This window comes from Pseudomonas sp. 22515 (assembly GCF_052044625.1).
Classification (GTDB): Bacteria; Pseudomonadota; Gammaproteobacteria; order Pseudomonadales; family Pseudomonadaceae; genus Aquipseudomonas; species Aquipseudomonas alloputida.
The window spans coordinates 14,440-39,569 of record NZ_JBQENN010000017.1 but is presented as its reverse complement, the minus strand read 5'-3'; the positions used below and the strand labels follow the sequence as shown (position 1 = coordinate 39,569).

At 64.1% G+C, this 25,130-nt stretch carries 23 protein-coding genes; 10 read left to right on the top strand and 13 right to left on the bottom strand.

Annotated features, from left to right (window positions below; translation table 11 throughout):
* Positions 1 to 33 precede the first annotated feature (33 nt).
* The 3 genes from ACTJJN_RS16915 (at position 34) to ACTJJN_RS16905 (ending at position 3,960) form a co-directional block, all read left to right on the top strand.
* A complete protein-coding gene (locus tag ACTJJN_RS16915) occupies positions 34 to 546 on the top strand; it encodes a sigma-70 family RNA polymerase sigma factor (protein WP_012052087.1) in 513 nt (170 codons plus the stop codon).
* A complete protein-coding gene (locus ACTJJN_RS16910; protein ID WP_440781440.1) occupies positions 543 to 1,487 on the top strand; it encodes a FecR domain-containing protein in 945 nt (314 codons plus the stop codon). Before ACTJJN_RS16915 ends, ACTJJN_RS16910 begins: the two co-directional genes overlap by 4 nt.
* Before the next feature lie 67 nt (positions 1,488 to 1,554).
* Entirely contained in the window at positions 1,555 to 3,960 is a 2,406-nt protein-coding gene (locus ACTJJN_RS16905; RefSeq protein ID WP_440781438.1) for a TonB-dependent siderophore receptor, read from the top strand.
* Positions 3,961 to 4,085: 125 nt separating this feature from the next.
* Here the strand turns inward: ACTJJN_RS16905 and ACTJJN_RS16900 are convergent, their stop codons facing one another.
* A complete protein-coding gene (locus ACTJJN_RS16900) occupies positions 4,086 to 5,024 on the bottom strand; it encodes a LysR family transcriptional regulator (protein ID WP_003247757.1) in 939 nt (312 codons plus the stop codon).
* 148 nt (positions 5,025 to 5,172) lie between these two features.
* Between ACTJJN_RS16900 and ACTJJN_RS16895 the strand changes: the two genes are divergently transcribed.
* Positions 5,173 to 6,000, top strand: a complete 828-nt coding sequence (locus ACTJJN_RS16895; RefSeq protein ID WP_014753423.1) for an amidohydrolase family protein — start codon at positions 5,173 to 5,175, stop codon at positions 5,998 to 6,000.
* Between the two features lie 177 nt (positions 6,001 to 6,177).
* Positions 6,178 to 6,918, top strand: coding sequence for an SDR family NAD(P)-dependent oxidoreductase (locus ACTJJN_RS16890; protein ID WP_012052090.1), 741 nt, complete (start codon positions 6,178 to 6,180; stop codon positions 6,916 to 6,918).
* Positions 6,919 to 7,120: 202 nt separating this feature from the next.
* On the opposite strand, the gene ACTJJN_RS16885 is transcribed toward ACTJJN_RS16890, so the two are convergent.
* Both ACTJJN_RS16885 and ACTJJN_RS16880 read right to left on the bottom strand, forming a co-directional pair.
* A complete protein-coding gene (locus ACTJJN_RS16885; protein WP_003247763.1) occupies positions 7,121 to 7,537 on the bottom strand; it encodes a RidA family protein in 417 nt (138 codons plus the stop codon).
* Positions 7,537 to 8,856, bottom strand: a complete 1,320-nt coding sequence (locus tag ACTJJN_RS16880; RefSeq protein ID WP_010954426.1) for a flavin-containing monooxygenase — start codon at positions 8,854 to 8,856, stop codon at positions 7,537 to 7,539. Before ACTJJN_RS16880 ends, ACTJJN_RS16885 begins: the two co-directional genes overlap by 1 nt.
* Before the next feature lie 317 nt (positions 8,857 to 9,173).
* On the opposite strand from ACTJJN_RS16880, the gene ACTJJN_RS16875 reads away from it, so the two are divergent.
* Both ACTJJN_RS16875 and argE read left to right on the top strand, forming a co-directional pair.
* On the top strand, positions 9,174 to 9,851 hold the full coding sequence (locus tag ACTJJN_RS16875; RefSeq protein WP_010954425.1) for a DUF1028 domain-containing protein: 678 nt from the start codon (positions 9,174 to 9,176) through the stop codon (positions 9,849 to 9,851).
* Positions 9,844 to 11,004 (top strand): acetylornithine deacetylase, encoded by a 1,161-nt coding sequence (gene argE, locus ACTJJN_RS16870; protein WP_440781437.1) that lies wholly within the window; start codon positions 9,844 to 9,846, stop codon positions 11,002 to 11,004. The genes ACTJJN_RS16875 and argE overlap by 8 nt, the downstream gene beginning before the upstream one ends.
* Before the next feature lie 41 nt (positions 11,005 to 11,045).
* Here argE and ACTJJN_RS16865 read toward each other — a convergent pair whose 3' ends face one another.
* The 3 genes from ACTJJN_RS16865 to ACTJJN_RS16855 all read right to left on the bottom strand — a co-directional run bounded on the left by ACTJJN_RS16865 (position 11,046) and on the right by ACTJJN_RS16855 (position 15,445).
* Positions 11,046 to 12,314, bottom strand: coding sequence for a carbohydrate porin (locus ACTJJN_RS16865; protein WP_003247771.1), 1,269 nt, complete (start codon positions 12,312 to 12,314; stop codon positions 11,046 to 11,048).
* A gap of 100 nt (positions 12,315 to 12,414) precedes the next feature.
* A complete protein-coding gene (locus ACTJJN_RS16860) occupies positions 12,415 to 14,832 on the bottom strand; it encodes a glucose/quinate/shikimate family membrane-bound PQQ-dependent dehydrogenase (RefSeq protein ID WP_012052095.1) in 2,418 nt (805 codons plus the stop codon).
* Positions 14,833 to 15,094: 262 nt separating this feature from the next.
* Entirely contained in the window at positions 15,095 to 15,445 is a 351-nt protein-coding gene (locus ACTJJN_RS16855; protein WP_003247774.1) for a cupin domain-containing protein, read from the bottom strand.
* Positions 15,446 to 15,562: 117 nt separating this feature from the next.
* On the opposite strand from ACTJJN_RS16855, the gene ACTJJN_RS16850 reads away from it, so the two are divergent.
* Both ACTJJN_RS16850 and ACTJJN_RS16845 read left to right on the top strand, forming a co-directional pair.
* Positions 15,563 to 16,468 (top strand): LysR family transcriptional regulator, encoded by a 906-nt coding sequence (locus ACTJJN_RS16850; protein ID WP_221100432.1) that lies wholly within the window; start codon positions 15,563 to 15,565, stop codon positions 16,466 to 16,468.
* Between the two features lie 106 nt (positions 16,469 to 16,574).
* A complete protein-coding gene (locus ACTJJN_RS16845; RefSeq protein WP_440781436.1) occupies positions 16,575 to 17,774 on the top strand; it encodes an MFS transporter in 1,200 nt (399 codons plus the stop codon).
* Between the two features lie 47 nt (positions 17,775 to 17,821).
* Here ACTJJN_RS16845 and ACTJJN_RS16840 read toward each other — a convergent pair whose 3' ends face one another.
* Positions 17,822 to 18,433 (bottom strand): LysE family translocator, encoded by a 612-nt coding sequence (locus ACTJJN_RS16840; RefSeq protein WP_012052098.1) that lies wholly within the window; start codon positions 18,431 to 18,433, stop codon positions 17,822 to 17,824.
* A gap of 104 nt (positions 18,434 to 18,537) precedes the next feature.
* Here ACTJJN_RS16840 and ACTJJN_RS16835 point away from each other — a divergent pair, with 104 nt between their 5' ends.
* Positions 18,538 to 19,515 carry a GlxA family transcriptional regulator gene (locus tag ACTJJN_RS16835; RefSeq protein ID WP_004575299.1) on the top strand — a complete coding sequence of 326 codons (978 nt, stop codon included), beginning with the start codon at positions 18,538 to 18,540 and terminating at the stop codon, positions 19,513 to 19,515.
* A gap of 1 nt (position 19,516) precedes the next feature.
* Here the strand turns inward: ACTJJN_RS16835 and ACTJJN_RS16830 are convergent, their stop codons facing one another.
* From ACTJJN_RS16830 to ACTJJN_RS16805, 6 genes are all read right to left on the bottom strand, one after another.
* Positions 19,517 to 20,368, bottom strand: a complete 852-nt coding sequence (locus ACTJJN_RS16830) for a CAP domain-containing protein (protein ID WP_161773771.1) — start codon at positions 20,366 to 20,368, stop codon at positions 19,517 to 19,519.
* Between the two features lie 206 nt (positions 20,369 to 20,574).
* Positions 20,575 to 21,186: a cell wall hydrolase gene (locus tag ACTJJN_RS16825; RefSeq protein ID WP_012052101.1), complete on the bottom strand. Its 612-nt coding sequence runs from the start codon at positions 21,184 to 21,186 to the stop codon at positions 20,575 to 20,577.
* A gap of 34 nt (positions 21,187 to 21,220) precedes the next feature.
* On the bottom strand, positions 21,221 to 22,138 hold the full coding sequence (locus tag ACTJJN_RS16820) for an AEC family transporter (protein WP_440781435.1): 918 nt from the start codon (positions 22,136 to 22,138) through the stop codon (positions 21,221 to 21,223).
* A 135-nt stretch (positions 22,139 to 22,273) separates the two neighbouring features.
* Positions 22,274 to 23,137 carry a LysR family transcriptional regulator gene (locus ACTJJN_RS16815; protein ID WP_003247790.1) on the bottom strand — a complete coding sequence of 288 codons (864 nt, stop codon included), beginning with the start codon at positions 23,135 to 23,137 and terminating at the stop codon, positions 22,274 to 22,276.
* A 93-nt stretch (positions 23,138 to 23,230) separates the two neighbouring features.
* Positions 23,231 to 24,079, bottom strand: a complete 849-nt coding sequence (locus tag ACTJJN_RS16810) for an ABC transporter permease (protein WP_014753411.1) — start codon at positions 24,077 to 24,079, stop codon at positions 23,231 to 23,233.
* Positions 24,076 to 25,092 (bottom strand): ABC transporter substrate-binding protein, encoded by a 1,017-nt coding sequence (locus ACTJJN_RS16805; protein WP_440781434.1) that lies wholly within the window; start codon positions 25,090 to 25,092, stop codon positions 24,076 to 24,078. Before ACTJJN_RS16805 ends, ACTJJN_RS16810 begins: the two co-directional genes overlap by 4 nt.
* Positions 25,093 to 25,130: the final 38 nt, after the last annotated feature.

Genomic DNA, 25,130 nt, shown 5'->3' with positions numbered 1-25,130 from the left:
TAATCTTATTTACTCCGCCGCAGGACCCTCCTCATGATCGACGCCGCGCCGCCACCGGAGCCTGGCCTGCCTGCCCTGTACCGGGAGCATCGCGGCTGGCTTGAAACCTGGCTGCGCCGGCGTATGGGCAATGCCTGGGATGCCGCCGACCTCAGTCAGGATACTTTTCTGCGCATCCTGGCCAGCGCCCAGCCGCTGGCAGACATACGCGAACCGCGTGCCTACCTGCTGACCGTGGGCAAGCGTTTGCTCAGCAATTTCCACCAGCGACGTAGCCTGGAGCAGGCCTACCTTGATGCCTTGGCGCAGTTGCCCGAGCAACACGTGCCGTCGCCAGAACAGCGCTGGGTACTGCTCGAAACCCTGCAAGCACTGGATGAATTGCTCGACGGCCTCAAGCCGCCGATCCGCAAGGCCTTTCTCTGGAGCCAGCTGGAAGGCTTGGGCTACGCCGAGATTGGCCAGCGCCTGGGCGTCTGCCAGCGCTCGGTGAAACGCTACATGGCGCAGGCTTACGAACATTGCCTGTTGGCCGAGTTGCAATGAGCCCCCACCCCCCAGAAACCCGCGAGGCGCTGCGTGCTGCAGCCCGTTGGCTGGCATTACTGGATTCTGGCGACGCAAGCGAATCTGACCTGCAGCGTCTGGCGCAATGGCGCGCCAGCAGTCACCTGCACGAAGACGCCTGGCAAAAGGCATCGCTGCTGCGAGCGCGGTTTGCCGGGTTGCCCGGCGCATTGGCGATGGCCGCTCTGGATCGCCCGGATGCCGGTCGTCGGGTACTGCTCAAACAAGCCCTGGGTGTGTCGGTGTTGTTGCCGATGGCCTGGCTGGTGAGCCGTGAGCTGCCGCTGGATGCCTGGACCGCCGACATGCGCACCGCGGTAGGAGAGCGCAGGCAGGCACTGCTGAGCGACGGCACCTTGTTGCAGTTGAACACCGACAGTGCGGTCGATATCGAGCTGGGTGCAGGCCGCGTGGCACTGCTGCGCGGTGAAGTGGCCGTCAGCGTGCCCGCTAACCTGAGCCTCACCTTGCAGGTGCCTTATGGCCGGGTGGTGCTCAGTGAGGGCGAGGCGTGCCTGCGCCTGCTTGATGAGGCTTGCCGGGTGTCGGCGATCGAGGGTTCAGTCAGCCTGCAGCCGTTGCGGGGTCCAGCCGTGATGCTACAGGCCGGCCAACAGGCCAGTTTGCAGGCGGTCGGCGTTGGCCCTGTCAAAGCGTTCGACGCATGGCAACTGGGCTGGCGCGAAGGTGCGCTACGGCTGGACGACCGCCCGCTGGGCGAGTTGCTGCACGAACTGCGCAGGTATCGCCCCGGCGTACTGCGCTGGGCACCAGAACTGGAGCGCTTGCGTGTTACCGGCACGTTCCGCCTTGACGACACCGACCGGGTGTTGGCCCTGCTCGCCGCCAGCCTGCCGTTGCAGGTGCAGACCCGCACGCGTTATTGGGTGAGCCTGGCCGCACGAGAACATCGAGCATGAGGCTGTCCCCTTTTTTTCACTCGCCGGTCATTACCGGTAGGAGAAAATAAAAGGGGAGCCTTGTTCAATGCCTGCAGTAAAAACTTGCCGCCTGCGCCCACTGGCGCGCGCAGCACATCCATTGTTCGCGATGAGCCTGCTGTTGTGTGCACCCGCCTGGGCCGATGAGCCGGCCCGGCGTACGTTCCAGGTGGCGCCAGCCAGCCTGGGTGCCGCTTTGACCCATTTCGCCGACCAGGCCGGTGTCAGCCTTTCGCTGGACCCGGCATTGGTAGAGGGCCGGCAAAGTAACGGCTTGTCCGGTCGTTACAGTGTCGATGAAGGCTTCAACCAGTTGCTGCGCAGTAGCGGCCTGCAGGCGCTACCAGTGGGTGAGGGGGCCTTCACCCTGATGCCAGCCCCCCAGGCCAGTGGCGCGCTGGAAATCGCCCCCACCCGCATTGTCGGCGGCCTGGCCGCAGGCAACGAAGCGCAGCCGTATGCCGGTGGCCAAGTGGCACGCCAAGGGGCACAAGGTTTGCTCGGTTCGCGCGACTTCATGGAAACCCCGTTCAGCATCACCAGCTACACCAGCGACCTGGTCAAGAACCAACAGGCGCGCACCTTGGGCGAGCTGATTGCCAGTGACCCTTCAGTGCGTGCTACCAACCCGGCGGGCGGGCGTTTCGAGCAGTTCACCATTCGCGGCTTCAGCCTGTTCAACAGTGATGTGGCCTACAACGGTCTTTATGGCATCTTGCCGACGTATTCGATCGACATGGAAATGGCCGACCGGGTCGACATCATCAAAGGCCCCAGCCAGTTGATCAATGGCATATCGCCGCGTGGCAGCGTGGGCGGCGGTATCAATGTGCAGCCCAAGCGAGCCGCTGACAAGCCGATCACCGAGTTCACCGGCAGCTACGCCTCGGCCGGCCAGGCTGGCGGCGCCGTGGACATCGGCCGTCGCTTTGGTGAAGGCCAGCAGTTCGGCGTGCGCTTCAATGGGGTGAAGCAGGCCGGTGATACCGAATGGGACCACCAGCGCGTCGACCGCGAAATGGCGGTGCTGGGCCTGGATTTTCGAGGCGAGCGCCTGCGTCTCTCGGCAGACCTTGGCCACACCGAGCGCGATACCGACGCCCCGCAGGAACGTGTGCTGGTCGGTGCCAATGCCAAGGTGCCCAATGCCAATGACGTACGCCACAACTACGCCCAGGCCTGGAGCAAGGCGCGTACCAACGACACCTTCGGTGCGCTGAACGCCGAGTACGATATCAGCGAATCGCTGCTGGCCTATGGTGCGGTCGGTGCGCGCAAGAGCAACCACGACTTCCTGCGCCATAACGTGTCGATCACCAACGATGCTGGCGACTTCACCGTGCAGCCGCGTGACTTTACCCGGGACGAGTCGGTGCGCACCGCCATGGCCGGTTTACGTCACTGGTTCCATACCGGGCCGGTCAGCCACGCGCTGAACCTGGCCGCCACCTATTACTACATGGACTTCACCAACGGCGGGGCGCGCTATGCCGCGGCGCCGAGCAACCTCTACAACCCGGTGGCCGCACCGACACCCGGTACGCCAACCCGCCTCGACCCCGAGGTCTACACGGAAAACCGCTTCTCCGGCGTGGCCCTGGCCGACACCCTTGGCTTTTTTGACGACCGCCTGCTGTTGACCCTGGGTGCGCGCTGGCAACGGGTGCAGGTGGATGACTGGAGCGACGGCGTCAAAGGCGATACGGGCTATGACGAAGAAAAAGTCTCGCCTTCTGGGGGCGTATTGCTCAAGGTCACCGACCAGCTCTCGTTGTATGCCAACTACATGGAGGGCCTGAGCCAAGGCAAGATCGCCCCCTCGACCTCGATCAACGAAGACCAGATCTTCCCGCCGTTCACCAGCCGCCAGATCGAGGTGGGGGCCAAGTACGACCTCGGCCAGGTGGCCTTTACTGCCAGCGCCTTCCGCATTCGCCAGCCGGCCTACGAGACCAACCCCGCCTCGCGGGTGTTCGGCCCCAATGGCAAGCGTGACAACCGCGGCATCGAGCTGAGTGTGTTCGGTGAGCCGGTGCAAGGCGTGCGGGTGTTGGGTGGGGTGATGTATATCGACAGCGAGCTGACCGACACCGTCGGCGGTGCCTACGATGGCAACCGTGCGCCGGCCACGCCCGAATACAACGTCAATCTGGGGGCTGAATGGGACGTGCCAGGGGTGAACGGCCTGACCTTCACAGCGCGCGGCACTCACTCCAGCTCGCAGTACCTGGACCAGAACAACAGCAAACGCATCGATGGCTGGGAGCGTTATGACGTGGGTGCACGTTATGCCTTCAAGGTGGACGCCACCGAGGTTACCTTGCGGGCCAGTGTCGAGAATGTGCTCGATGATCGCTACTGGAGCTCGGCAGGGGCGTCGGATGACAGTGAGCCGGGGTTGACCCTGTCCACCCCGCGGACCTATCTGCTCTCGGCCACGGTCGGCTTTTAAACCGTACCCTTGTATACCCAGCGGGAGCGGACGTGCCCGCGAATCTGGCGACTCGGTGCATGGCACCGGCTTCGGCAGTGTTCGCGGCTGAAGCCTTTCCCACAGGGGAGCAGTTGCGTAGATGATCAGCCCGGCGCAAGCGCCCGCCCCAGCTTCTGCGCCTGCCCCTGCAACACCCGCATCAACTGCAGCGCTGCATGCGAGGGCGGCTCGAAGCGCGAATAGACGAAGCTGATATCGAAGTGAATCTCATCGGCCAACGGCACCACCGCCAGCCCGCTGTCCTGTGCAACGAACTCGTCGATCACGCTGATGCCCATGCCTTGCTTGACCAACGCCACAGCCTCGTTGGCATTGGTGAATGACAACAGTGATTTCAGTTGTAGCCCGCGGCGCCCGATGTGTTCGGCCAACAGCTTGCCAAACGGCATGTCGGGCCGGAACAGCAGCAACGCATGACCCTCCAGCTGCTGCAGGGTCAGCGCGGGCTGACCGGCCAAAGGGTGACCCGGCGGCATCACCACTACCATGCGTCCACGCATGAACGCTTGCGAATGCAGGTGGTCGTGCACCACCGGCAGGGCGGCGATCGACAGGTCGACCTTCTTCGACAAGATCTGGTTGGGCATTTCGCCCATCAACGAGGTTTGCCACTCGATATTCAGTGACGGTGATTCACGCTTGAGCTGGGCCAGGGCCATCGGGATCACCACCGTGGACAACGATGCACTGCACGAGATACGCAACTTGCGCTGGCCGCCAGCGCCCAGCGCCAGGGCACATTCGTTGACCTGCAACGCTGCCTGGTACACCCGCTCGACCTCGCGAAACAGCACCTGCGCTTCGGCCGTCGGCACCAGGCGGTTGTTGACGCGCTCGAACAGCGGGTAGGCCAGGCGCGCTTCGATGTACTGAATCAGCTTGCTCACCGCCGGCTGCGACACATACAGCAATTTGGCCGCCGCACTGATCGAGCCCGTCAGCATCACCGCCCTGAACACTTCCATGTGCCGCAGCTTGAACACCATGGGGCTTGCGTCTGCGCCTTCGTTGCCAAGCAGCATGTGTATTACCTTCGGTTATGGTTTTCGCCATCTGGGTATGAGCGTCAAAGCCGGCCACACAGTATCGTTAATCCCAGCCTAACTGCCCTTGCGGCGCACAATAACAAGATCTGCAGACAAGCGCAGTGGCGCTTGACGGGAGTGCTGCGTGAACATATTTGACGAAGCGAAGATCGATTGCCATAACCATCTGTTTGACCCCGCCCGTTTCCCCTATCACCCCGATGCACCCTACGCGCCCTCCGGCCAGGAGGTCGCCACCCAGGCGCAGTTCACCCGGGTGATGGAGGCTTACGGCGTGCAACATGCCTTGCTGGTGGGCCCCAACAGCGGCTACCACACCGACAACCGCTGCCTGCTGCATGCCTTGGCCAGCGGGCAGGGGCGGTTCAAGGGGGTGGCGGTGGTCAAGGCGGACATCAACCTCGACGCGCTGGCGGCGTTACAGGCGCAAGGCGTGGTGGGTATCGCCTTTAACCCCGCGCTGTACGGGGTAGCCAGCCTCAAGGGCGTTGACGGGCTGTTCGGCAAGCTCGCCGAGCTTGGCATGTTCGCCCAGCTGCAGGTGTGTGACGACCAGTTGCTGGACCTGCACAGCCTGCTGCAAGGCTCGCAGGCTCGTCTGTTGATTGACCATTGCGGCCGCCCGGATGTCGCTGCCGGTGTGCAGCAAGCCGGCTTCCAGGCGTTGCTGCGGCTGGCTGACAGCGGCCGCGCCTGCGTGAAGCTGTCAGGCATGCAGAAGTTTGCCGCAGCGGATGCCTTGTTCGAACAGAGCAGTGCATACGTGCAGGCCCTGCTCGAAGCCTTTGGCGCCCAAGCCTGTGTGTGGGGGTCGGACTGGCCGTTCATTCGCCAACCCGCGCGGGTGGACTACGGCCCGCTGCTGAAGCTGGCCGAGCGCCTGATGCCGGATGCCCGGCTGCGCCGCACAGTGATGTGGGACACCCCTCGGCGATTGTTCGGGTTCGCCTAGCCCCTCCGTTGTTTGCCCTTCCAACAACAAGCGCGCAATCGTGATGAACACTGAACAGAACACCCGTCCCGGGCGGCATCCTCCATGGCCTGGAGGATCGTCTCGGCTAGCGCCCCAAAGGGCATGTGACCTGCGTTGCTTGCCGGATATTCCTTCTGTCGAAAATGGAGCTGAACAATGAGCCAGTACCTGCAAGGCCAAACCGCTATCGTCACCGGTGGCATGCGTGGCATCGGCCTGGCGATTGCCCGCCGCTTGCATGTCGCCGGCGCCCAGGTGGTGATCTGGGACCTTGCCGTCGATGGCTGGAACAGCACGGAAAACGGCTTCGAGCCGGTGCTGCGCCAGGCAGTGGATGTGTCGTCGCTGGTCTCGGTGGAGGCGGCTTTTGCCCAGACGCTGGCGCGTTTGGGGCAGGTGCAGGTCTTGGTCAACAATGCCGGCATCAACGGTCCGGTGGTGGCGTCTTGGGAGTACCCGCCAGACGCCTGGGACAAGGTCATCGCCATTGACCTGAACGGTGTGTTCTATTGCTGCCGCACCGCCATCGCGCACATGCGTGAGCGCGGCTACGGGCGCATCGTCAATATCGCCTCCATGGCCGGCAAGGAGGGTGTGCAGTACATCTCGGGCTATTCGGCAGCCAAGGCCGGGGTCATCGCTTTCACCAAGGCGGCAGCCAAGGAGCTGGCGCAGGATGGCGTGCTGCTCAACTGCGTGGCACCGGCGATGGTCGAGACGCCGCTGATGGCCGAGATGACGGCCGAGCATATTGCCGCGAGCAAGGCCAAGATCCCCATGGGGCGCTTCCTCAAGGCCGAGGAGATTGCCAACATGGTCAGCTGGATCGCCGGGCCTGAGTGCAGCTTTACCACTGGCTTTGTGTTTGACCTCAGCGGCGGGAGGGCGACCTACTGAATGGACTGGGTGTGGTACGCCCGATGGCGTTGGAGCTGCGCCGGGTAGCCAGCCACGCGCGAACTGCGGGCGACGTCTCAGTGTGCAAGTGCCGTCGTCCGTTGGCGTGCCCGCACCTCAACGCTTGCAAGCAGCGGCACGGGCAACCCAGGCGTGACTGGACGGGCAGGTGGCAGTCACCCGCCGTCATTCAGGCCTGTGGTTATTCCTGATCGGGTACCACGGCGATCACGTCGATCTCCATCAGCCACTCGGCCTGGGCCAACCCGGCCACCACCAACCCGGTGGAAATCGGGAACACGCCCTTGAGCCACTTGCCCACCTCTTTGTACACCGGCTCGCGGAAGCGCGGGTCGGTGATGTAGGTGGTGGTCTTGACGATGTGCGACAGGTCCGAGCCGGCTTCTTCAAGCAGTTGCTTGACGTTCTTCATCGCCTGTTCGGTTTGTGCGCGCGGGTCACCCAGGCCTACCAGCTTGCCTTCGAAGTCGGTACCGACCTGGCCACGCACGTAGATGGTATTGCCTGCCCGCACGGCCTGGCACAAGTCGTTGTCCAGGGTCTGGTTGGGGTAGGTTTCCTTGGTGTTGAACATGCGGATGCGAGTATGGGTAGGCATCAGTGGGCTCCGAGGGTGCTGACATTGCTGATCTTGGCGGTTTGCTGCTCATCCGCTGCGCGTTGCTCGCGGTCGCGGTAGGCGGTGTAGGTACGTTGCGTGGCGATGTGGCCGGCGACGTGCTTGGCGTCGTGCCACACCCCCCAGATGAACGATGAACCACGGCGCGACAACCACGGCAGGCCGAGGAAGTACACGCCCGGTTCACGGGCCACACCACGCTGGTGCTGGGGCTTGCCGTTGGCATCGAAGGTGTCTACCTGCAGCCAGCTGAAGTCCACGCCGTAACCGGTGGCCCAGATGATGCTGCTGACGCCGGCCTTGGCCAGGTCCAGCTGCTGCAGCGGGTTGCGCATGCACTCCGGGTCGGCCAGTCGCTGGCGGGCTTCGGGCTCTTCCGGCAGGTCCAGGCCGTTGCGTTCGATGTAGGCATCGGCCGCATCCAGCAGGGCCAGGTAGTTGTCGTCGCCGCGGTTGATGTTCTCGACCAGGTTGTCCTGGAAGCGCGCGACGCCGTTTTCGAACGACTGGGTCAGGCCGACCAGGGTCATGCCCTGGTGGGCGAGGGCGCGGAAGTCCACGGTGTGGCCACCACGGGCGCCGCTGACCGCGATGGTCACATGCTCGCGACCGGGTTTGGCAATTTCCGCGTCCCACTCGCCCAGCACGCCCAGCCACCAGCAGAAATCGCGGTTGCGGTAGGCACGCGGCGGGCGGTCGTGGGCGCCGACCGACAGGTACACCTGGCGCCCGGCGCGCATCAATTCCTCGGCAATCTGCACACCGGAAGAACCGGCACCGACCACCAGCACCGCGCCTTCAGGCAACTGCTCTGGGTTGAAATAAGCGGCGGAATGAATCTGGTGCAGGTTGCTGTCTTTCGGCGCGATGGCCGGGATCACCGGTTTCTGGAACGGGCCGGTGGCAGCCACGACGCGATTGGCGCGAATCACGCCTTCACTGGTGTCGATGGTGAAGCCAGGACGGTCGCTGTTACGCACCACGCGCTTGACTTCAATGCCGGTGCGCACGGGCAGGTTGTACTTGCGTACGTACTGCTCGAAGTAGTCGGCCACCTGGTCCTTGCCGGCGAATGCATCGGCGTCGAGGTTGAATTCCAGCCCCGGGAAGCGGTCGTGCCAGGCCGGGCCGTTGGCGACCAGCGAGTCCCAGCGGCCGGTACGCCAGGCCTGCGCGATGCGGTTGCGCTCCAGTACCAGGTGCGGCACGCCAAGCTTGCTCAGGTGTTCGCTCATGGCCACGCCGGCCTGGCCGGCGCCGACGACGAGGGTGTCGATTTCGAGGTTGTTCAGTGTCATGTCCGAGCCCTTGTTCAGGCGGTTTTTGTCAGGTCGGTTTGGAGGACCGCCGTTACCTGGAGCCAGACTAGGGATGCCGTGGAAATGGCGAAAATAGTATTTAGCTGGTGCTTGCCGATAAAACGGCGAAGGCCTTGAGTTCTCTGGCCTGTGGGGCAGGTTGGCCGGGTGGGTGACGTGGTTTTTCGAGCGGGTGCAGAGAGCGGGCCCGTGAGCCTAGTTTTTTCCTGCCTACCCCCTCGGAAAAAGGTCGTTTCGCCCGCCCGAAGGTTCCACTCAGAATGCCGTGTATCGCACAGCACAACAGGAACCATGACATGACGTTCTCCATCATCGGTCGTTGCCAGGAAACCGGCCAGGTCGGTATCGCCATCAGCTCGTCGAGCATCGCCGTGGGGGCTCGTTGCCCCTGGGTGCGTGCCGGTGTGGGCGCGGTCTCGACCCAGAACATCACCCTGCCGGCGCTGGGCCCGCAGATTCTCGATGCCCTGGAGCATGGCCAGTTGCCGCCCGCCGCTGCGCTGGACAGGGTGCTCAGTGCCAATGGCTGGAGTGAGTACCGCCAGGTCACGGTGATCGACAGCCACGGCCAGGTGGCCCTGTTCACCGGGCGGGAAGCCTTGGGAACACACCATGCAATGGCCGGCGAACAATGCGCGGCGGCCGGCAACCTGCTGTCCTCGACCCAGGTGATCGAAGCCATGGTGCTGGCCTTCGAGCAGGCCGGCGGCCACCTGGCCGACCGCCTGCTGGCAGCCATGCACGCGGCGATGGCAGCGGGTGGCGAAGCCGGGCCCGTGCACTCGGCGGCGCTGAAGATTGCTGGCGAGCTGACCTGGCCGCTGGTGGACCTGCGCGTCGACTGGGCCGATAGCGACCCGATCGGCGTGCTCGATGGCCTGTGGCAAGCCTATCGCCCGCAGATGCAGGATTACGTCACCCGCGCCCTCAACCCGACCGCCGCGCCAAGCTATGGGGTGCCGGGCGATGAGTGAATTTGCCAGTCGCGCGCTGCTGGCCCGGCTGATCGGCTTTGCCACGGTGAGCCGCGACTCCAACCTGGCGCTGATCGGTTTTATCCGTGATTACCTGGCCGAGCTGGGGGTGGAGTGCGAGCTGTTCCATAACCCGGAGGGCACCAAGGCCAACCTGTTCGCCACTGTCGGCCCCAGGGATGTGGGTGGTGTGGTGCTGTCTGGGCATACCGATGTAGTGCCGGTGGATGGCCAGGCCTGGACGGTCGAGCCGTTCGCCCTGAGTGAGCGTGACGGCCGTCTGTATGGCCGCGGCACGGCCGACATGAAAGGCTTTATCGCCTCGGTGTTGGCTGCTGTGCCCGCGTTTCTCGCGCAGCCGTTGCGCATGCCGGTACACCTGGCGTTTTCCTACGACGAAGAAGTCGGTTGCCTGGGCGTGCGCTCGATGCTGGCTGCCCTCGAACAGCGCCCGTGTAAACCACGGCTGTGTCTGATCGGTGAACCCACCGAACTCAAACCGGTGCTGGGGCACAAGGGCAAGCTGGCAATGCGTTGTCAGGTACAGGGCGCGGCGTGCCATTCGGCGTACGCGCCGTATGGGGTGAACGCCATCGAGTATGCGGCGAAACTGATTGGCAAGTTGGGTGAAATCGGCGATGCCCTGGCACTGCCGGCTCATCACGACGAGCGCTTCGATCCGCCGTTCTCCACGGTGCAGACCGGCGTGATCAAAGGGGGCAGGGCGCTGAACATCGTGCCAGCCGAGTGCGAGTTCGATTTCGAAGTGCGCGCGCTCCCAGGGTTCGAGGCGCAGGCGGTGGCCGACCACTTACAAACCTATGCTGAAGCCGAGTTGCTGCCGCGTATGCGCAAGGTCAATACCGCCAGCGCCATTCGCCTGGCGCCGCTGAGTGCCTATCCGGGGCTGGCGACACCGGAAGACAGCGAGGCTGCGCGGTTGGTGGCGCTACTCAGCGGCTCGGATACGTTCGGCACGGTAGCGTTTGGTACCGAAGGTGGCTTGTTCGACCAGGCGGGCATCCCCACCGTGGTGTGCGGGCCTGGCAGCATGGACCAGGGCCACAAGCCGGATGAGTTTGTCAGTGTCGAGCAGTTGCTCGGCTGTGATGCCATGCTGCTGAGGCTGGTGGACTACCTCAAGCAGGCTTGAGGGTTGCGACGGTGGATGGGCCGCAGTGCGGCCCCGGTGACTCAGAAGGTCGCCTTGACCTGCAGGCCAACCACCAGTGCATTGTCGATGTCTTTGCCCGAAAACGCCCCTGGCTCGATGATGTATTGCACATCCGGGCGCAGGTTCAGCCATGGCGTGGCCTGGTAGCCGTAGCTCAGTTCGATCAACTGCTCAGCGCTGTCGATATCCGGGAACTGCTGGCCCGCGTTGAACGCGGCATCCTCCAGCACATCGCGGCTACGCGGGTTGGGCACGGCGCGGCCGTAACCCAGTGCCACGGTATCCTTCGGGCGGCCTTCGAACGGCTTGTACAGCACCACGCCGGCGCCATACCACTTGGTGAACGGCGAAGCGGCCTTGCTCGACGCCGAGTACTGGCCGAAGGCGTGCAGGCTTCGGCCTGGGGAGGCCTGGTCGTTCCACACCGCCTGGTCGACCAGCAGGTAATGGCCACCCCGGCCGGACACTTCATCATCGCTGCCGATGCGTTTCACATCAGAGCTGTCGTAGTAGTAGCCAAGCTTGTACTCGCCTGGCAGTTCACCCTGCAGCTTGTATACCAGTTCAACCGGTACCACGGTGCCGGTGGTGTGCTTGGGCCCCAGGTGCCAGGCGCGGCTGGAGTTGCCGTTGCTCTCGGGGTCGACGTTGAACGCCGCCACGCGCAGCTGCCAGGCTGGCGACAGGTCGTACTTCACCCGCACGCCGAGGTGGGCGTTGGGGTAGTTGGTCCAGCCACTGCCGCCGGACATGTTCAGCGGGTGGCCGCAGAAGCCGGCGTTCATGAAGTTGCACAGGATGCCGCTGTCCAGGCCGCCGAGGTCGTTGCCCATGGCCATGTAGCCGAGTTTTACGTTGAGCGCCGGGGTGAACAGCGTGCGCTCGTAGCTCAGCTCAGTCAGGCGGGTGTACAGGCCACCGTAGTTTTCCTGGATTGGCAGGCGGTTGCCGACCAGGTCTTCCGAGGCGCTGTTACCGCGACGGTCGTTGATGGTCAGCTGGACCTTGCCGCCGTTGTCCAGGCCGTACAGTTTCGACAGGTCGAACTGCACGCCCAGCTTGACGTTCTGCGAATAGCGCGCCGAACGGTGCAGGCCACCGTGGGCGTTGTAGGCGGTTTCACCGCTGTAGTCGCCGGTGATCTTGACGCCATCTTCTTCGAGTTGATGGCGCAGGCCGCCCCAGTCACCGGTCAGGGTGCTGCGGGTCATGAGGTCGTCGCTGGCAAGGGCAGTGGTGCTGGCCAAGGCCAGCAGCAGGGTGGGGGTGATGCGAGTTGCGGATGGCATTACAGAATCTCGGGTTGTCTTTGAGGGGCATTCGCGGGCAAGCCCGCTCCTACAGGGGCCTTGTAGGAGCGGGCTTGCCCGCGAAGCAGGCGACGCGGTCTTACGGCAGAGCGTAAGAAATCACATAGTCGCCGCGGTCAGTCGACTGGCGGGCGCCGCCAGCGGTGATCACCACGTACTGCTTGCCGGTCTTCGGCGAGACGTAGGTCATCGGGCCGCCCTGGCTGCCTACTGGCAGGCGAGCCTTCCAGATTTCGTTACCGTTGCTGCTGTCGTAGGCACGCAGGTAGAAGTCCTGGGTGCCGGCGATGAACACCAGGCCGCCCTGGGTAGACAAGGTGCCGCCCAGCGTTGGCAGGCCGATCTTGATCGGCAGGTGCATGCGGATGCCGAGCGGGCCGGTGTCTTCAACGGTACCCACCGGGACCTGCCAGGCCACCTGGCGGGTTTTCATGTCGATGGCGGTCAAGGTGCCGAACGGCGGTGCCTGGCATGGAATGCCGGCGACCGACAGGAAGCGGTTCTTGTTCACGGCATACGGGGTGCCCTTGAGCGGTACCGCGCCCATGCCAGTGTTCAGTGCTTCGCCACCGGAAGCCGCGCCACCTTTGTTCTGCGACGGGATCATCTGGATCCACAGGCCCAGACGCATGTCGTTGACGAAGATGAAGCCATGCACCGGATCGGTAGAAATGCTGCCCCAGTTCATGCCACCCAGCGAACCCGGGAAGCTCAGCGACAGGTCGGTACCCGGCGCGGTGTACAGGCCGTCGTAGCGCATCTTCTTGAAGTCGATGCGGCACAGCAGTTGGTCATACGGGGTGGCGCCCCACATGTCCGATTCGGTCAGGGTCTGCGCGCCGATCTGCGGCATGCCCACCGACTTGGGCTGGGTAGGAGAGTACGGCTCGTTCGGGATGTTGCTTGGCTTGACCGGTACTTCGTCGACCTGGGTCAGCGGCTTGCCGGTGGCGCGGTCGAGCACGTAGATCTGCCCAGCCTTGGTGCCGATCACCACCGCAGGTACCGACTGGCCGTCGTCCTTGGTGAAGTCGATCAGGCTTGGCTGCATGGGCAGGTCGAAGTCCCAGAGGTCATTGTGCACGGTCTGGAACACCCATTTCTGGTTGCCGGTGGTGGCGTCCAGAGCCAGCACCGAAGCGCCGTAAGTGTGGTCCAGTTTGCTGCGCTCTACGCCGTAGATGTCGGTGGACGACGAACCCATGGGCAGGAACACGGTGTTCATCGCCGGGTCGTAGGACATCGGCGCCCAGCTGTTCGGGGTGCTGCGCACGTAGGTGCTGTCGGCCTGTGGTGCCTGGCGATCTTCCGGGTTGCCCGGGTCGAAGGCCCAGCGCATTTCACCGGTGATCACGTCAAAACCACGGATCACGCCGCCAGGCATGTCGGTCTGGACGTTGTCGGCAACACGGCCGCCGACCACCACGGTAGTGCCGGCCATCAGCGGTGCCGAGGACAGCTGGTAGTAAGAGTCCGGTACATCACCCAGGCCGGCCTTGAGGTCGACCTGGCCATTGTTGCCGAAGCCCTGGCAGAACTCGCCGTTGTCAGCGTCGACGGCAATCAGGCGGCCGTCGATGGTGTTGGTCAGCAGGCGACGCTGGCAGTTGGCACCGGCCGCTACGCTAACGCCGGTGATCGGCGAGCTGTTCGGCTGGGTTGGCTGGGCGATGGCAGCAGTGGCGTCGAAATAGGCCATGCCACGGCAACGCTGCCAGACCTTGGACTGGGCGTTGATTTCGTTCTTCCACAGCTCTTTGCCGGTGTCGGCATCGAGTGCGATCAGGTTGTTGTGCGGGGTGCAGATGAACACCTTGCTGCCGATCTGCAGCGGGGTGAGCTGGTCTTCGGCACCGTTGCCGTCACTGATCGCGACGTCGCCGGTGTGGTAGGTCCAGGCCACTTTCAGCTTGTTGACGTTGTCACGGTTGATCTGGTCCAGCGCGGCGAAGCGGCTGCCACCTTCGGTGTTGCCGTAGTGGGCCCAGTCTTTCTGTTCCTTGCCGGCTTCGACCGGGGTCATGCCCGGGCCCTTGCCGGTGGGGGCGACGCTTGGGTGGGCAACGAACATGTTGCCGACAGCGATCACCAGTACCACGGCCATTACCCCGGCTACGCCGTACGCACCGCGCCCGGCGCTGGCGCCGTTGGCACGCGCCAGCAGCGGGTAGACCAGCGCCACGACCATGCCGATTGCACCGAACATGAACAGGCGCGAGAACAGCGGCCAGAACACCAGGCCCGCATCGATCAGTGCCCAGATGGCAGTACCGACCAGGAATACGGCATACAGCCAGGCGCCCGCCTTCTTGCGGCGAGCAATGAGGACACCGGCGATGGCCATGGCCAAGCCGCCGATCAGGAAGTACCAGGAACCGCCCAGACCGGCGAGCTTGACGCCGCCAGCAGCGAGGAGGAGGCCGAGCAGGGCGATGATCACGCCCAGGCCGACGAGGATGAAGTGTGTGGCGCCAGAGGCGCGCGGTGTTTCTTTCATGCCAGGGATCTCAGCAGGTGGAATGCGCGCAGTTTAAGCCCTTAGCTTGCTAATTAACAAGTTGGTACATAATTGAGCGAGGCTGATTGTCGCAGGGCTGAACTTACGAAGATGTGGCTAAAAGTATAGATAATGTGCTGAAAAACGCATTGAACGTGGCGTTTATGACGCCTCTTCGATTTGTATTCATGCTTTGGTCGTAAGCCCAACCTTGCACGGCGACGGGACAACTGCGCCTTGTGCACGGGCAGGCTGGCCCCCTTCAGGCCGGCCATGGGGTGCTGCTGCTATAGAACACCGCGAGCCAGATGGTGGCCGTGCCGGGCGCGGTCCATTCCACGCGGTGGCGGTCGTGCGGGGGGATGTCCAGACAATCGCCCGGCGCCAGCAGGCGGGTGTGGTGCTCGTGCTCGAAACGCAGGGCGGCAGCACCACTGAGCAACATGATCCACTCGCCTTCGGCCTGGTCGTACCAGAAGCCGGGCGGGCTGGCCTGCCCACTGGAGACGATACGCTCCACGCGGATGCCCGGGCGGCTGAGCAATTCGTCGACACGTTCGGCGCTGGCGGGATCGCAGGGCGGCAGGGCGGTCAGCAGGTTGTTCAGGGTCATGGTAAGCCTCCTTGGAAATGGGGTGATTCCACTATGGACGCAATCGCCTTGACGCGCGCGGCTTGACCCGCCCGGCTGTTTGTAAGAACTTTCCGAGTTTTGGAAGACGGGCTGAACATGGACAAGCTGCTGGCGATGAAAATGTTCGTGGCCACTGTCGATGCCCAAGGCTTTTCTGCTGCCGCGCGCAGGCTAGGGCTGGCGACATCGTCGGTGACACGTCTGGTCGATGCCCTGGAAGCGTCGCTGGGTGCCACCTTGCTCAACCGCTCGACACGGCAGGTCAGCCTGACCGAGGCTGGCGCCCGTTACTACCAGCGCGCACGGGGCATTTTTGAAGCACTGGACGAGGCTGATGCCAGCATCGCCGATCGCGGCGAGGAGCCTGTCGGTGTGCTGCGCCTGTGCCTGCCAGTGGAGTTCGGCAGGCGGGTCATTGCCCCGCACCTGGGGCCATTCCTGGCGCAGCACCCGGCGCTGGAACTGGACATCGACCTCAGTGACCGGCTGGACGATTTGCTTGACGGGCGCTATGACCTGTCGATTCGCCTGGGCGACCCCTCGCCCAATGACGAGTTGGTGTGCCGCCGGCTCGGCCGTTTTCAGCGTTGGCTGGTGGCCAGCCCGGCTTACCTGGCAGGGCGTGAGCCACTGCAGCATCCCCGGCAGTTGCTTGACCATGCCTGCCTGCGCTTTCGCTATGGGCAGAAAGCGCGCCCCTGGCGCCTGACCTGTGGCCAGGACAGCCTGGAACTGGACGTAAGTGGGCCACTGCGCAGCGCCAATGCCGACATGTTGCGTGAAACGGCACTGGCAGGCAGTGGTATCGCACTGCTGGCCGATTGGCTGGTACGCGAGGATGTGTTGGCAGGGCGCCTGCAGCGGGTCTTCCCCGACTGGCAGGCCAGTCCTGGCATGGCCAATAACAGCATCAATGCCCTGTATATGCCCAACCACCGGGGCTCACGGCGGGTAAACGCATTCATCGACTTTTGCGAAAATCTGCTCATACACGGCAACTAGTGTTGCGCAGCGCGCAAAGCCGCATTGCGCCACCGCCGGATTCTCGGCGCTGACGTCCATGGGTAAGGTGGCCGGCATATACCCACCCCTTGTCGAGGAACTTCGCATGAACCCCTCCCTTGCGACAGCGCAACCGGCAGCCGCCAGCCTGAGCCGGGCTCTGGTAGTGCTGCTGGCGTTCTGCTGCGGCGCGATCGTCGCCAACATCTACTACGCCCAGCCCATCGTCGGGCTGATCGCCCCCGACCTGGGGCTGTCCACCGAGCATGCCAGCCTCATCGTTTCGCTCACGCAGTTGGGCTATGCCCTGGGCCTGTTATTGCTGGTGCCGCTGGCCGACCTGCTGGAAAACCGCCGCCTGATGGTGGCCACCGCGGTCCTGGCGTGCGTCAGCCTGCTGCTGGCGGGCACCAGCAGCAGTGGCCAGGGGGAACTGTTCCTGGGTTACGCATTGCTGATCGGCTTCAGTTCGGTGTCGGTGCAGATGCTCATTCCGCTGGCGGCGCATCTGGCGCCGGAGCAGCAGCGTGGACGTGTGGTCGGTAACATCATGGGCGGCTTGCTGCTGGGCATCCTGCTGGCGCGACCGCTGTCGAGCGTGGTGGCCGACCACTTCGGCTGGCGTGCGGTGTTCATTGGCGCCGCCGGGGTAATGCTGGCGATCATCCTGTTGCTGTCATTGACCTTGCCGCAGCGGCGGCCCGAGCACAAAGCCAGTTATGCCGGGCTGATGCTGTCGCTGCTCACACTGCTGCGTCGTTATCCGCTGTTGCGCCAGCGTTCGTTGTACCAGGCATTGATGTTTGCAGCGTTCAGCCTTTACTGGACGGCAGTGCCGATGGCGCTTGCCGGTGAGCATGGCCTGTCACAAAGCCAGATCGCTGTGTTCGCCCTTGTCGGCGCGGTGGGTGCCGTTGCTGCGCCCATGGCCGGCCGCCTGGCCGATGCCGGGCATGCCCGGGCCGGCTCGCTGCTGGCGCTGTTGCTGGCGCCGGCGACCTTGTTGCTGGGGCTGACAGTGCCGGGATACAGCGTGATTGGCCTGGGCCTTGCCGGCGTGTTGCTGGACTTTGCGGTGCAGATGAACATGGTCATCGGCCAGCGTGAAGTGTACGCACTGGACCCTGCCAGCCGCGGGCGGCTGAATGCGGTGTACATGACCAGCATCTTCCTCGGCGGGGCGCTGGGGTCGGCGGTGGCCAGTGCGCTGTTCAGCCAGTTTGGCTGGCATGGCGTGGCACTGGTGGGGGCGGGGTTGCCGGGTGTGGCGCTGGTTGTGTTTCTACTCAAAGCACGCCAGGGTTGAACCGTTACGCGGTGGTGGCACGGGTTTCACCCGTGTTCGCGGGCCCGCTATCGGCCAAGCGGCAGCGCCAGGCCAATCAAGGCAAACAGGCTCCCGCAGCAGCGATTGAAACCTTTGCCACCCTTGGCCAGCCATGGCCGAATGCGAAACGCCAGGCGCGCCAGCAGGTATTCGACCAGGCACTCGACGCTGGCAAAGGTCGCGGCCATCACCGCAAATTGCAGCACCAGCCCTCGCTGTGGGTCGATGAACTGCGGCAGGAAGGCACCATAGAACAGCAGCACCTTGGGGTTCGCCATGGCCGAAAGCAGGCCCTGGCGAAACAGCCCGGCATTGCCCAGCCGCGCGTTGTGCGCGGTCAGTTCCAGCTGCAGGCCTGGACTGCGCCACAGCTGAATGCCCAGCCAGATCAGATAAGCCCCACCCACCCACTTCAGGACGCTCAGCACTGCCGCCGAGGTCTGTAGCAGTGCGCTGAGGCCGAACATGGTCAAGGCGATGAGGGCGCTGAAACCCAATACCCCGCCCACGATGGTGAACAGCGTTCGCCGTGCGCCATAAAGCGCGCCATGGGTCAATGCCAACAGGCTGTTGGGCCCCGGGGTCAGCGACAGGCCGATGCTGGCCAGCAGGTAGATGAGCCAGGTGTCCAGTGCCATGTTGAAAACTGCCTTGTTCGAGAGAAGGCGTCAGTCTATGGCGCAACGCTCGAGCTGAAAGAGTATTATCTGGTCATACAAGGGTCTTTTCTGGACGTGGTTTCATGCCGCCCGACATCCGCTTGCTGATCATGCCGTTACCGGATTTTGCCCTGCTGCCGTTTGGCGCCTTTCTCGACAAATTGCGCTTCAGCGCCGACGACGAGGACTACAGCCAGCAACGCTATTGCAGCTGGACAGTGGCGGGGCTCAGCCTCGAGCCGGTACCGTCAAGCAGTGGCGCGGTGCTGCAGGTCGAGGCCATTGCCGATCAGCTCGACCTCGCCCTTTTCGACTACCTGGTGGTGTTCGGTGGTCGCAGTGCCATGGCCACCGCGGCGCTGGCGCCACGTTACCAGGCGTTGCTCAGGCAGGCCGCCAAGGCGGGAGTCAAGCTGGTGGGGGTCGACAATGGCGCCTTCCTGCTGGCTGCCTGCGGCCTGCTGCAGGGGCACAAGGTGGTGGTGCACTGGCGTCACGAAGCCGAGTTTCGTGCTGCTTTTCCGCAGTTGCAGCTGCTGCGCGAGCAGTTGTACTGCATCGATGGCAACCGCATCACGTGCGCCGGCGGCACTGCCGCCATAGACCTGGCCGTTGCACTACTGTCACGCGCTTGCGGGCGAACCCGTGCGCTCAAAGGGCTGGCTGACATGCTGGTGGACGAGACCCGCGACAGCCGTCACGCCTTGCGCTCGCTGGAGCTGGGTGCTGGTCAGGGGCGCCAGGTACAACGGGCGCAAGCACTGATGCGTCATCACCTGGGTACACCGTTGGCCGTGGAGCAACTGGCCGCAGAACTGGGCATCAGCCGGCGTCAACTGGACCGGCAATTCCAGGCCAGCCACGGTATGAGCACCAAGGCCTGGTGGCTGGAGATGCGCTTGCAGCAGGCGCGCTGGCGTTTGCTCAACTCCAGCCACAGCCTGGCGCAGATTGCCGATGAGGTGGGCCTGGGTGATGCCAGCTACCTTGGCAAGTGCGTGCGGCGTCGGTTTGGGTGTACGGCCCTGCAGTTGCGTGCAGGTCATTACCCGCTCACGTGATCTACTGCGGCGTCCCGAACAACCCTGTCCAGTAGATCCCTGCATCGCTCTTGGGGTCCATCGCATACGCAGCGCCCAGTTCACGGAAGTCCGGATTCATCAGCGTGGCGCAGTGCCCCGGGCTGTCCAGCCAGCCGTTGACGACCTTTTGCGCGGTGTCACGCCCGGCGGTGATATTTTCGCCGATCTGCTGGTACAGGTACCCGGCCAGTTCCGCCCGGTCACCGGGTGTGCGGCCATCTTTGTCGATGTGGTCGAAGAAGTTCTGGTTGGCCATGGCCCGAGTGTGGTTGGCGGCGACCCCGGCCAGCACTGTGCTCCAGCTCAGTGCCGGGGCCGCGGCAAACGGCTGGCCACCGCATTGCCGTGGCACCTTGCGCGCGGCGTTGACCTCCTGCAGCACCTTCTGTCCCTCGGCCTGCCAGTCGCCCAGGCGGCCGCTGAGCAGCGGCCGTGCCAGCACGATGCGCCAGTCGCGGCCCTCCTGGCTGACGCCGATATCGACGAATTGCGGGTCGAGCACCACTTGGCAGAAGCTTTCCTCGATGGCATGCATGGCGGCGCGTGCGTCGCGTGGCCCCGACAGGCTGATGGCCTGGACGCTGACCATGGGGTAGGCGGCGCGGGTCATGGCCTGTTGCAGGTCGCGGGTGCCCTCTGGCGACAGCGCAAGGCGTGTGTCGCTGTTGAGCGGCGGCAGTTCCAACGACGCCTCGCCACCGCAGGGCTGGGCCTTGCTGCGGTAGACATTGATCGAATCGATCAACTGCGCCTCTTCGCCGGTGGCTGCCAGCGCCCCGGTCGAAACGACCAGGCCCAGTGACAAGGCGACAACGGATGTCAGGACGCGCATGTGGATCTCCCTATGACTGGCAGCGTCGTGGTGTGCGCTGCTCATCCTACACAAGCCCGGGGCTTTTGGCCCGAGGTCGTGCAAGGCAATGAAAACACCGGCAATCGTTACTGGCGGCAAAAGAGGGGGTAGACTCCAGGCCCGTGGAAAAGTGCGGTCAGGTACCAGTCATTCGTATCGAGCCCGCGTTGTCAGCCGTTTACGCGTCAATGGGCCAACGCCTGGTTCGGCTTGTAGAACAAGAAGTGGGTGGTCTGCGCGGTCTTGCGATAAGCCTTCGCCCAGTCGGGGCGCACCGTGCGGTCGTGAAAGTACAATGCACCGCCGGTGGGGTCTTTCAACTGCTGGTTCAGCGCCTTGCGTGCGATCTCTTTGGCAACGTTGTAGCGTTGCGGTTCCTCGACCTGGTCCGGGCGCCCGTCACACCACCATGAGAACTGACAGGCCTTGGTCTCCACCCCCTGTTTGACTACCGCGCAGATGGTATCGGGAAAGCCATCGTGGCCCAGGCGGTTGAGCACCACACTGGCCACCGCGGTCATGTCTTTGGCGTCGGCGCCCTTGGCTTCCCAGTAGATGGTACGTGCCAGGCAGGTGATGCTGTCATCCAGCGGCGCCTGGCCAGCCGGGTCCACTGCTTGCGTTTCGCCTGGGGTCAGTTTCTCTGCTTTCCTGGGGGGCGGCGCATCTTCGACGACCTTTTCTTCAAGCACTGCGGCCTTGTCCTCGGCAACGGCGGCCTTGGCTGGATCAGCGGCATACAGGGGGCCTGCGAGCAGGGCCGAGGTCAAGCCGATCAGCATCAAGTGAAGGCGCATGGGCACATTACCAGGCAGTGGGCAGAATTTCAGTCTAGCCAAGCGTAAGTATTAATACCAAAGGCAGGGTGGCGGCGGCAGCCACGGTCTGCAGGGCAATGAGGGTGGCCATCAGTGGCGCGTTGCCGCCCATTTGCCGGGCCATGACGTAAGATGACGAAGCGGTTGGCAGCGCCTGGAACAACACTGCCACCACCGCTGCCTGGCCACTCAGGCCGAGCAGCCGGCAAACGCCCCAGGTGGTCAGTGGCATGACCAGGAACTTGAACGTCGATGCTGCCATCAGCGGCCGTACCTGCTGGCCGAGGCTGGCGCCGCCCAGGGCAGCGCCGACACACAGCAGGCCCAAAGGCAGTGCGGCCTGGCCCAAGGCCTTGACCGTGGCGTCGATACCGGCCGGCAAGCCCAGCCCCGTGGCCCGTAGCACCAGCCCCCCTGCGCAGCCGACGATCAACGGGTTGGCGAAGATCGCCCGAAGCACCGTGGCGGGCGAACTGTGACGGGCGCTGAAGCGGGCAAACACCAGTACGCAGAGCAGGTTGACCAAGGGCACGATGGCGGCGTTGGCCACCGCCGCCAGGGCAATCCCGGCGCTGCCGTAGATGCCCGCAGCCAGGGTGGCACCGATGTAGTTGTTGAAGCGGATACCGCCCTGAAACACCGAAGTGAAGTCGGCACCCTCATGGTTCGCCGCGCCCTGATACAGCATCAGCAATACGGCACCGGCCAGGGTCGAGAGCATCAGTGCGCCGGCCATGCCCAGCACCGGTATGCCATCGAGGTTGGCAGTGGCCAGGCCATGGAGGAACAGCGACGGTAGCAGGACGTAGTAGCTCAGGCGCTCGGCGCCAGGCCAGAAGCTCTCGGCAAGAAAACCGCGAAGGCGCAGGAAGGTACCCAGCGCTATCAGCAGGATGATGGGGAGCAGGGTGGTCAGCAGCAAGTGCAGCATGGTCAGCATTCCGTGGTCGGGTACGTGCACAGACTACGGGGGCGGATCAATCTGTAAAAACGTTGTTTTCTTCAGTGACCGTTGAGGAAAAATGCATGTTGGTGGGTGCAGATCGCGCTTTGGAGCAGCCTGGGGTCAGGCTTCCAGGGCGGTCTTCAACACCGCACTCAAATGCCGCCGCTGGCTTTTTTCATGCTCCAGCAACACCACCCGCCGGGTCAGCTGCGGCTCGCCAAACGGCAGGCAGGTGGCGGGTGGCAAGCGTTGCAGGTCGTCATCTGCCATGGGGATGACCGCCACGCCCAGGCCCATCACCGCCATGCGCGCCAGGGCTTCCTGGCTGTCCAGTTCCATCAGTTCGCTTACCTGCACCTGCTGGCGGCGTAGTTCCTGCTCGATCTGCCGGCCGGCCCAGGCTCGCTTGTCGAAGCGCAGGAAAGGCTGGCTGGCCAGCAACTGCGGCACGCTATACCCGGCCAGCTCAGGGCTGGCAATGGCCCAGAAGCGGTCCTCGAACAGCGGTGTAAAGTCCAGGTTTTGCGGGTAAGGGCTGACCGGTTCGGTGGTGATCGCGGCATCGAGCTCACCGTCTTCCACGCGCCGCGCCAGCTCCGCCGACATGCCCGAGGCCACGCTGATGTGTAGCTGCGGGTGATGGGCCTTGATCCACACCAGCGCCTTGGGCAAACGCCGCGCCAGCACCGTGTGTATCGCCCCCAGGCGCAAGCGGCCGCGCAGGCTTGGGCCGCTGGCCAGGGCATCGGCCAGTTCGTCATAGGCAGCCAGAAGGCTTTCGGCGCGGGCCACCGCCAACTGGCCGGCTTCGGTCAGCACCACCTGCCTGCGGCTACGGTCGAACAAGGTCACCTTCAGTTCGTCTTCCAGGGTTTTGATGTGCAGGCTGACCGCCGAGGGGGTGAGGCTGAGCAGGTCGGCGGCGCGGGCAAAGGTGCCGTGGCGGGCGATGGTCACCAAGGTGCGCAGGGCTTTCAGGGACATGCGGTTGAGGTCCGGTTCTCAGCTGACAGAGGCGTATTGTCAGGCCCGGCTCTCTCGCAGCACAAGGCTGCTCCCAGGCCTTGGCGATACGGCTCAGCGACGACTGCGCCCATAGGCCTGGCTGATCCGGTCGATCACCATGGCCAGGGCGACAATTGCCAGCCCGGCCTCCATCCCTTGGCCAACATTCAAGGTCTGGATCCCCGCCAGCACATTCTCACCCAACCCACGGGCGCCGATCATCGACGCCACGACCACCATCGACAAGGCCATCATGACCGACTGGTTGAGCCCGGCCATGATGCTCGGCAGCGCCAGGGGCAGGGCGATGCGCCGCAACCGCTGCCAGCGGCTGGCGCCAAGGCCGTGTGCGGCCTGCAACAACGAGGGGTCGATCTGGCTCAAGCCCAGCTCGGTCAACCGCACCAGCGGCGGCAGGGCGTAGATCAGCGTGGCGAACACGGCAGGCACCTTGCCCAGGCCAAACAGCATCAGCACCGGGATCAGGTAAACGAACGCAGGTAGCGTCTGCATCACATCGAGTACCGGCAACAGCAGCCGCCTGGCCAGTGGCCGGGCAGCCAGCAGGATGCCCAGCGGTACACCCACCAGTACGCACAGGCCGGTACTGACCAGCACCAGGGCCAGGGTCTGCAGCAGCTTGTCCCAGAGCCCGAGCATACCGATCAAGGCCAGCAGCGCGACCAGCACGGCGCTGCGCAGCAGGCTGCGGCTGGCGTGCCAGGCCAGCAGACCCACCAGCAACAACAACAGCCACCAAGGCAACAGTCGCAACAGGTTCTCCAGGCCGACCAGCAGTTGCAGCAACTGGTCAGAAAAACTGCGCAGGTGGTCGCCGTAGTTCAATACCAACCCGTCGACCAGGCGGTTGATGCTGTCGGCAAAGGAAAACTGCAGGGTCTGCGGGAAACCGCTGCTCACAGGCTGGCCTCGACCTTGGCGGCGATGTCCGCCGGCAGCCAGGTTTTCCACACCTCGCGGTGATCGCGCAGGAAGGTGAGGGCGGCTTCGCGCGGGGGCGTGCGTTTTTCGCTCATGACGGCCAGGGCCTTGTTCAGGCGATCGATGGGCAGGTTGACCTGTTCGAACACGCTGACCAGGTCTGGGTAGTTTTCGCGAAAGGCTTTGGACACGCCAATCGACAACTTTGCCGGCAGCGAGCGGCTGCCTTTCGGGTTGGGGGTGGCGGGGTCGGTGAGGGTGGCCCAGGCCTGGGCATCGAACGGGGGTTCTTCCAGCCGGATGAGCTTGTAGCGCCCCATCAGCGGGGTCGGGTTCCAGTAGTAGAACAGCACAGGTTTGCCGCGCCGGATAGCCGAACCGATCTCGGCGTCCATCGCGGCGCCGGAGCCACTGCGGAAGTTGTTGTAGAGGCCATCCAGGCCATAGGCCTTGAGCTTTTGGCTGTTGACAGTTTCAGACGTCCAGCCGCTTGGGCTGTTGAGAAAACGCCCTTTACCGGGCGATTCGGGGTCAGAAAATACCTGCGGGTAACGCTTGAGGTCCTCGACACTGTGCAGCTCAGGCGCCACGGGCTTCAGGTTGCGTGCGGCATCGCCCTCGATCACATAGGCCGGTACCCACCAACCTTCCTCTGCATTTTTGACCGTATCGCCCAGTGCGAATACCTGGCCGGCCTGTTCGGCCTTGACCCAGGCAGGGCTGCGCCCGGCCCATTCCTCGGCGATCACTTGCAGGTCATTGCGCGCCAGGGCCACCTCCATGCTGACCGTGCTGCCAGGCAGGGTGTCGGTGCTGTAGCCGTAGCCGCGCTCCACGATCAGGCGCAGGATCTCGGTGGTGAGGGCGCCGCTTTCCCAGCCGATGGCACCAAAATGGATAGGCGCAGGCTGTTCTGCCGATGCGGCGCTGTCCGTGCTGGCCAGGCCCACCGTCAACAGCAGCCCGGCCAGCAGCGCTGGAAATCTCTTCATGTAAACCTCGTCGTTCGCCACGCCTTGGCGGTGGGGGC

Bases quoted from the DNA above. Each gene is read 5' to 3' on its own strand.
- ACTJJN_RS16890 (WP_012052090.1), top strand. From the start codon at position 6,178: ATGAGCCAGTACCTGCAAGGCCAAACCGCTATCGTCACCGGTGGCATG.
- ACTJJN_RS16825 (WP_012052101.1), bottom strand. From the start codon at position 21,186: ATGCGCCTTCACTTGATGCTGATCGGCTTGACCTCGGCCCTGCTCGCA.
- ACTJJN_RS16840 (WP_012052098.1), bottom strand. From the start codon at position 18,433: ATGGCACTGGACACCTGGCTCATCTACCTGCTGGCCAGCATCGGCCTG.
- ACTJJN_RS16855 (WP_003247774.1), bottom strand. From the start codon at position 15,445: ATGACCCTGAACAACCTGCTGACCGCCCTGCCGCCCTGCGATCCCGCC.
- ACTJJN_RS16905 (WP_440781438.1), top strand. From the start codon at position 1,555: ATGCCTGCAGTAAAAACTTGCCGCCTGCGCCCACTGGCGCGCGCAGCA.
- ACTJJN_RS16845 (WP_440781436.1), top strand. From the start codon at position 16,575: ATGAACCCCTCCCTTGCGACAGCGCAACCGGCAGCCGCCAGCCTGAGC.
- ACTJJN_RS16815 (WP_003247790.1), bottom strand. From the start codon at position 23,137: ATGTCCCTGAAAGCCCTGCGCACCTTGGTGACCATCGCCCGCCACGGC.
- ACTJJN_RS16915 (WP_012052087.1), top strand. From the start codon at position 34: ATGATCGACGCCGCGCCGCCACCGGAGCCTGGCCTGCCTGCCCTGTAC.
- ACTJJN_RS16875 (WP_010954425.1), top strand. From the start codon at position 9,174: ATGACGTTCTCCATCATCGGTCGTTGCCAGGAAACCGGCCAGGTCGGT.
- ACTJJN_RS16910 (WP_440781440.1), top strand. From the start codon at position 543: ATGAGCCCCCACCCCCCAGAAACCCGCGAGGCGCTGCGTGCTGCAGCC.
- argE (WP_440781437.1), top strand. From the start codon at position 9,844: ATGAGTGAATTTGCCAGTCGCGCGCTGCTGGCCCGGCTGATCGGCTTT.
- ACTJJN_RS16885 (WP_003247763.1), bottom strand. From the start codon at position 7,537: ATGCCTACCCATACTCGCATCCGCATGTTCAACACCAAGGAAACCTAC.
- ACTJJN_RS16830 (WP_161773771.1), bottom strand. From the start codon at position 20,368: ATGCGCGTCCTGACATCCGTTGTCGCCTTGTCACTGGGCCTGGTCGTT.
- ACTJJN_RS16850 (WP_221100432.1), top strand. From the start codon at position 15,563: ATGGACAAGCTGCTGGCGATGAAAATGTTCGTGGCCACTGTCGATGCC.
- ACTJJN_RS16835 (WP_004575299.1), top strand. From the start codon at position 18,538: ATGCCGCCCGACATCCGCTTGCTGATCATGCCGTTACCGGATTTTGCC.
- ACTJJN_RS16820 (WP_440781435.1), bottom strand. From the start codon at position 22,138: ATGCTGCACTTGCTGCTGACCACCCTGCTCCCCATCATCCTGCTGATA.
- ACTJJN_RS16880 (WP_010954426.1), bottom strand. From the start codon at position 8,856: ATGACACTGAACAACCTCGAAATCGACACCCTCGTCGTCGGCGCCGGC.
- ACTJJN_RS16805 (WP_440781434.1), bottom strand. From the start codon at position 25,092: ATGAAGAGATTTCCAGCGCTGCTGGCCGGGCTGCTGTTGACGGTGGGC.
- ACTJJN_RS16900 (WP_003247757.1), bottom strand. From the start codon at position 5,024: ATGCTGCTTGGCAACGAAGGCGCAGACGCAAGCCCCATGGTGTTCAAG.
- ACTJJN_RS16860 (WP_012052095.1), bottom strand. From the start codon at position 14,832: ATGAAAGAAACACCGCGCGCCTCTGGCGCCACACACTTCATCCTCGTC.
- ACTJJN_RS16865 (WP_003247771.1), bottom strand. From the start codon at position 12,314: ATGCCATCCGCAACTCGCATCACCCCCACCCTGCTGCTGGCCTTGGCC.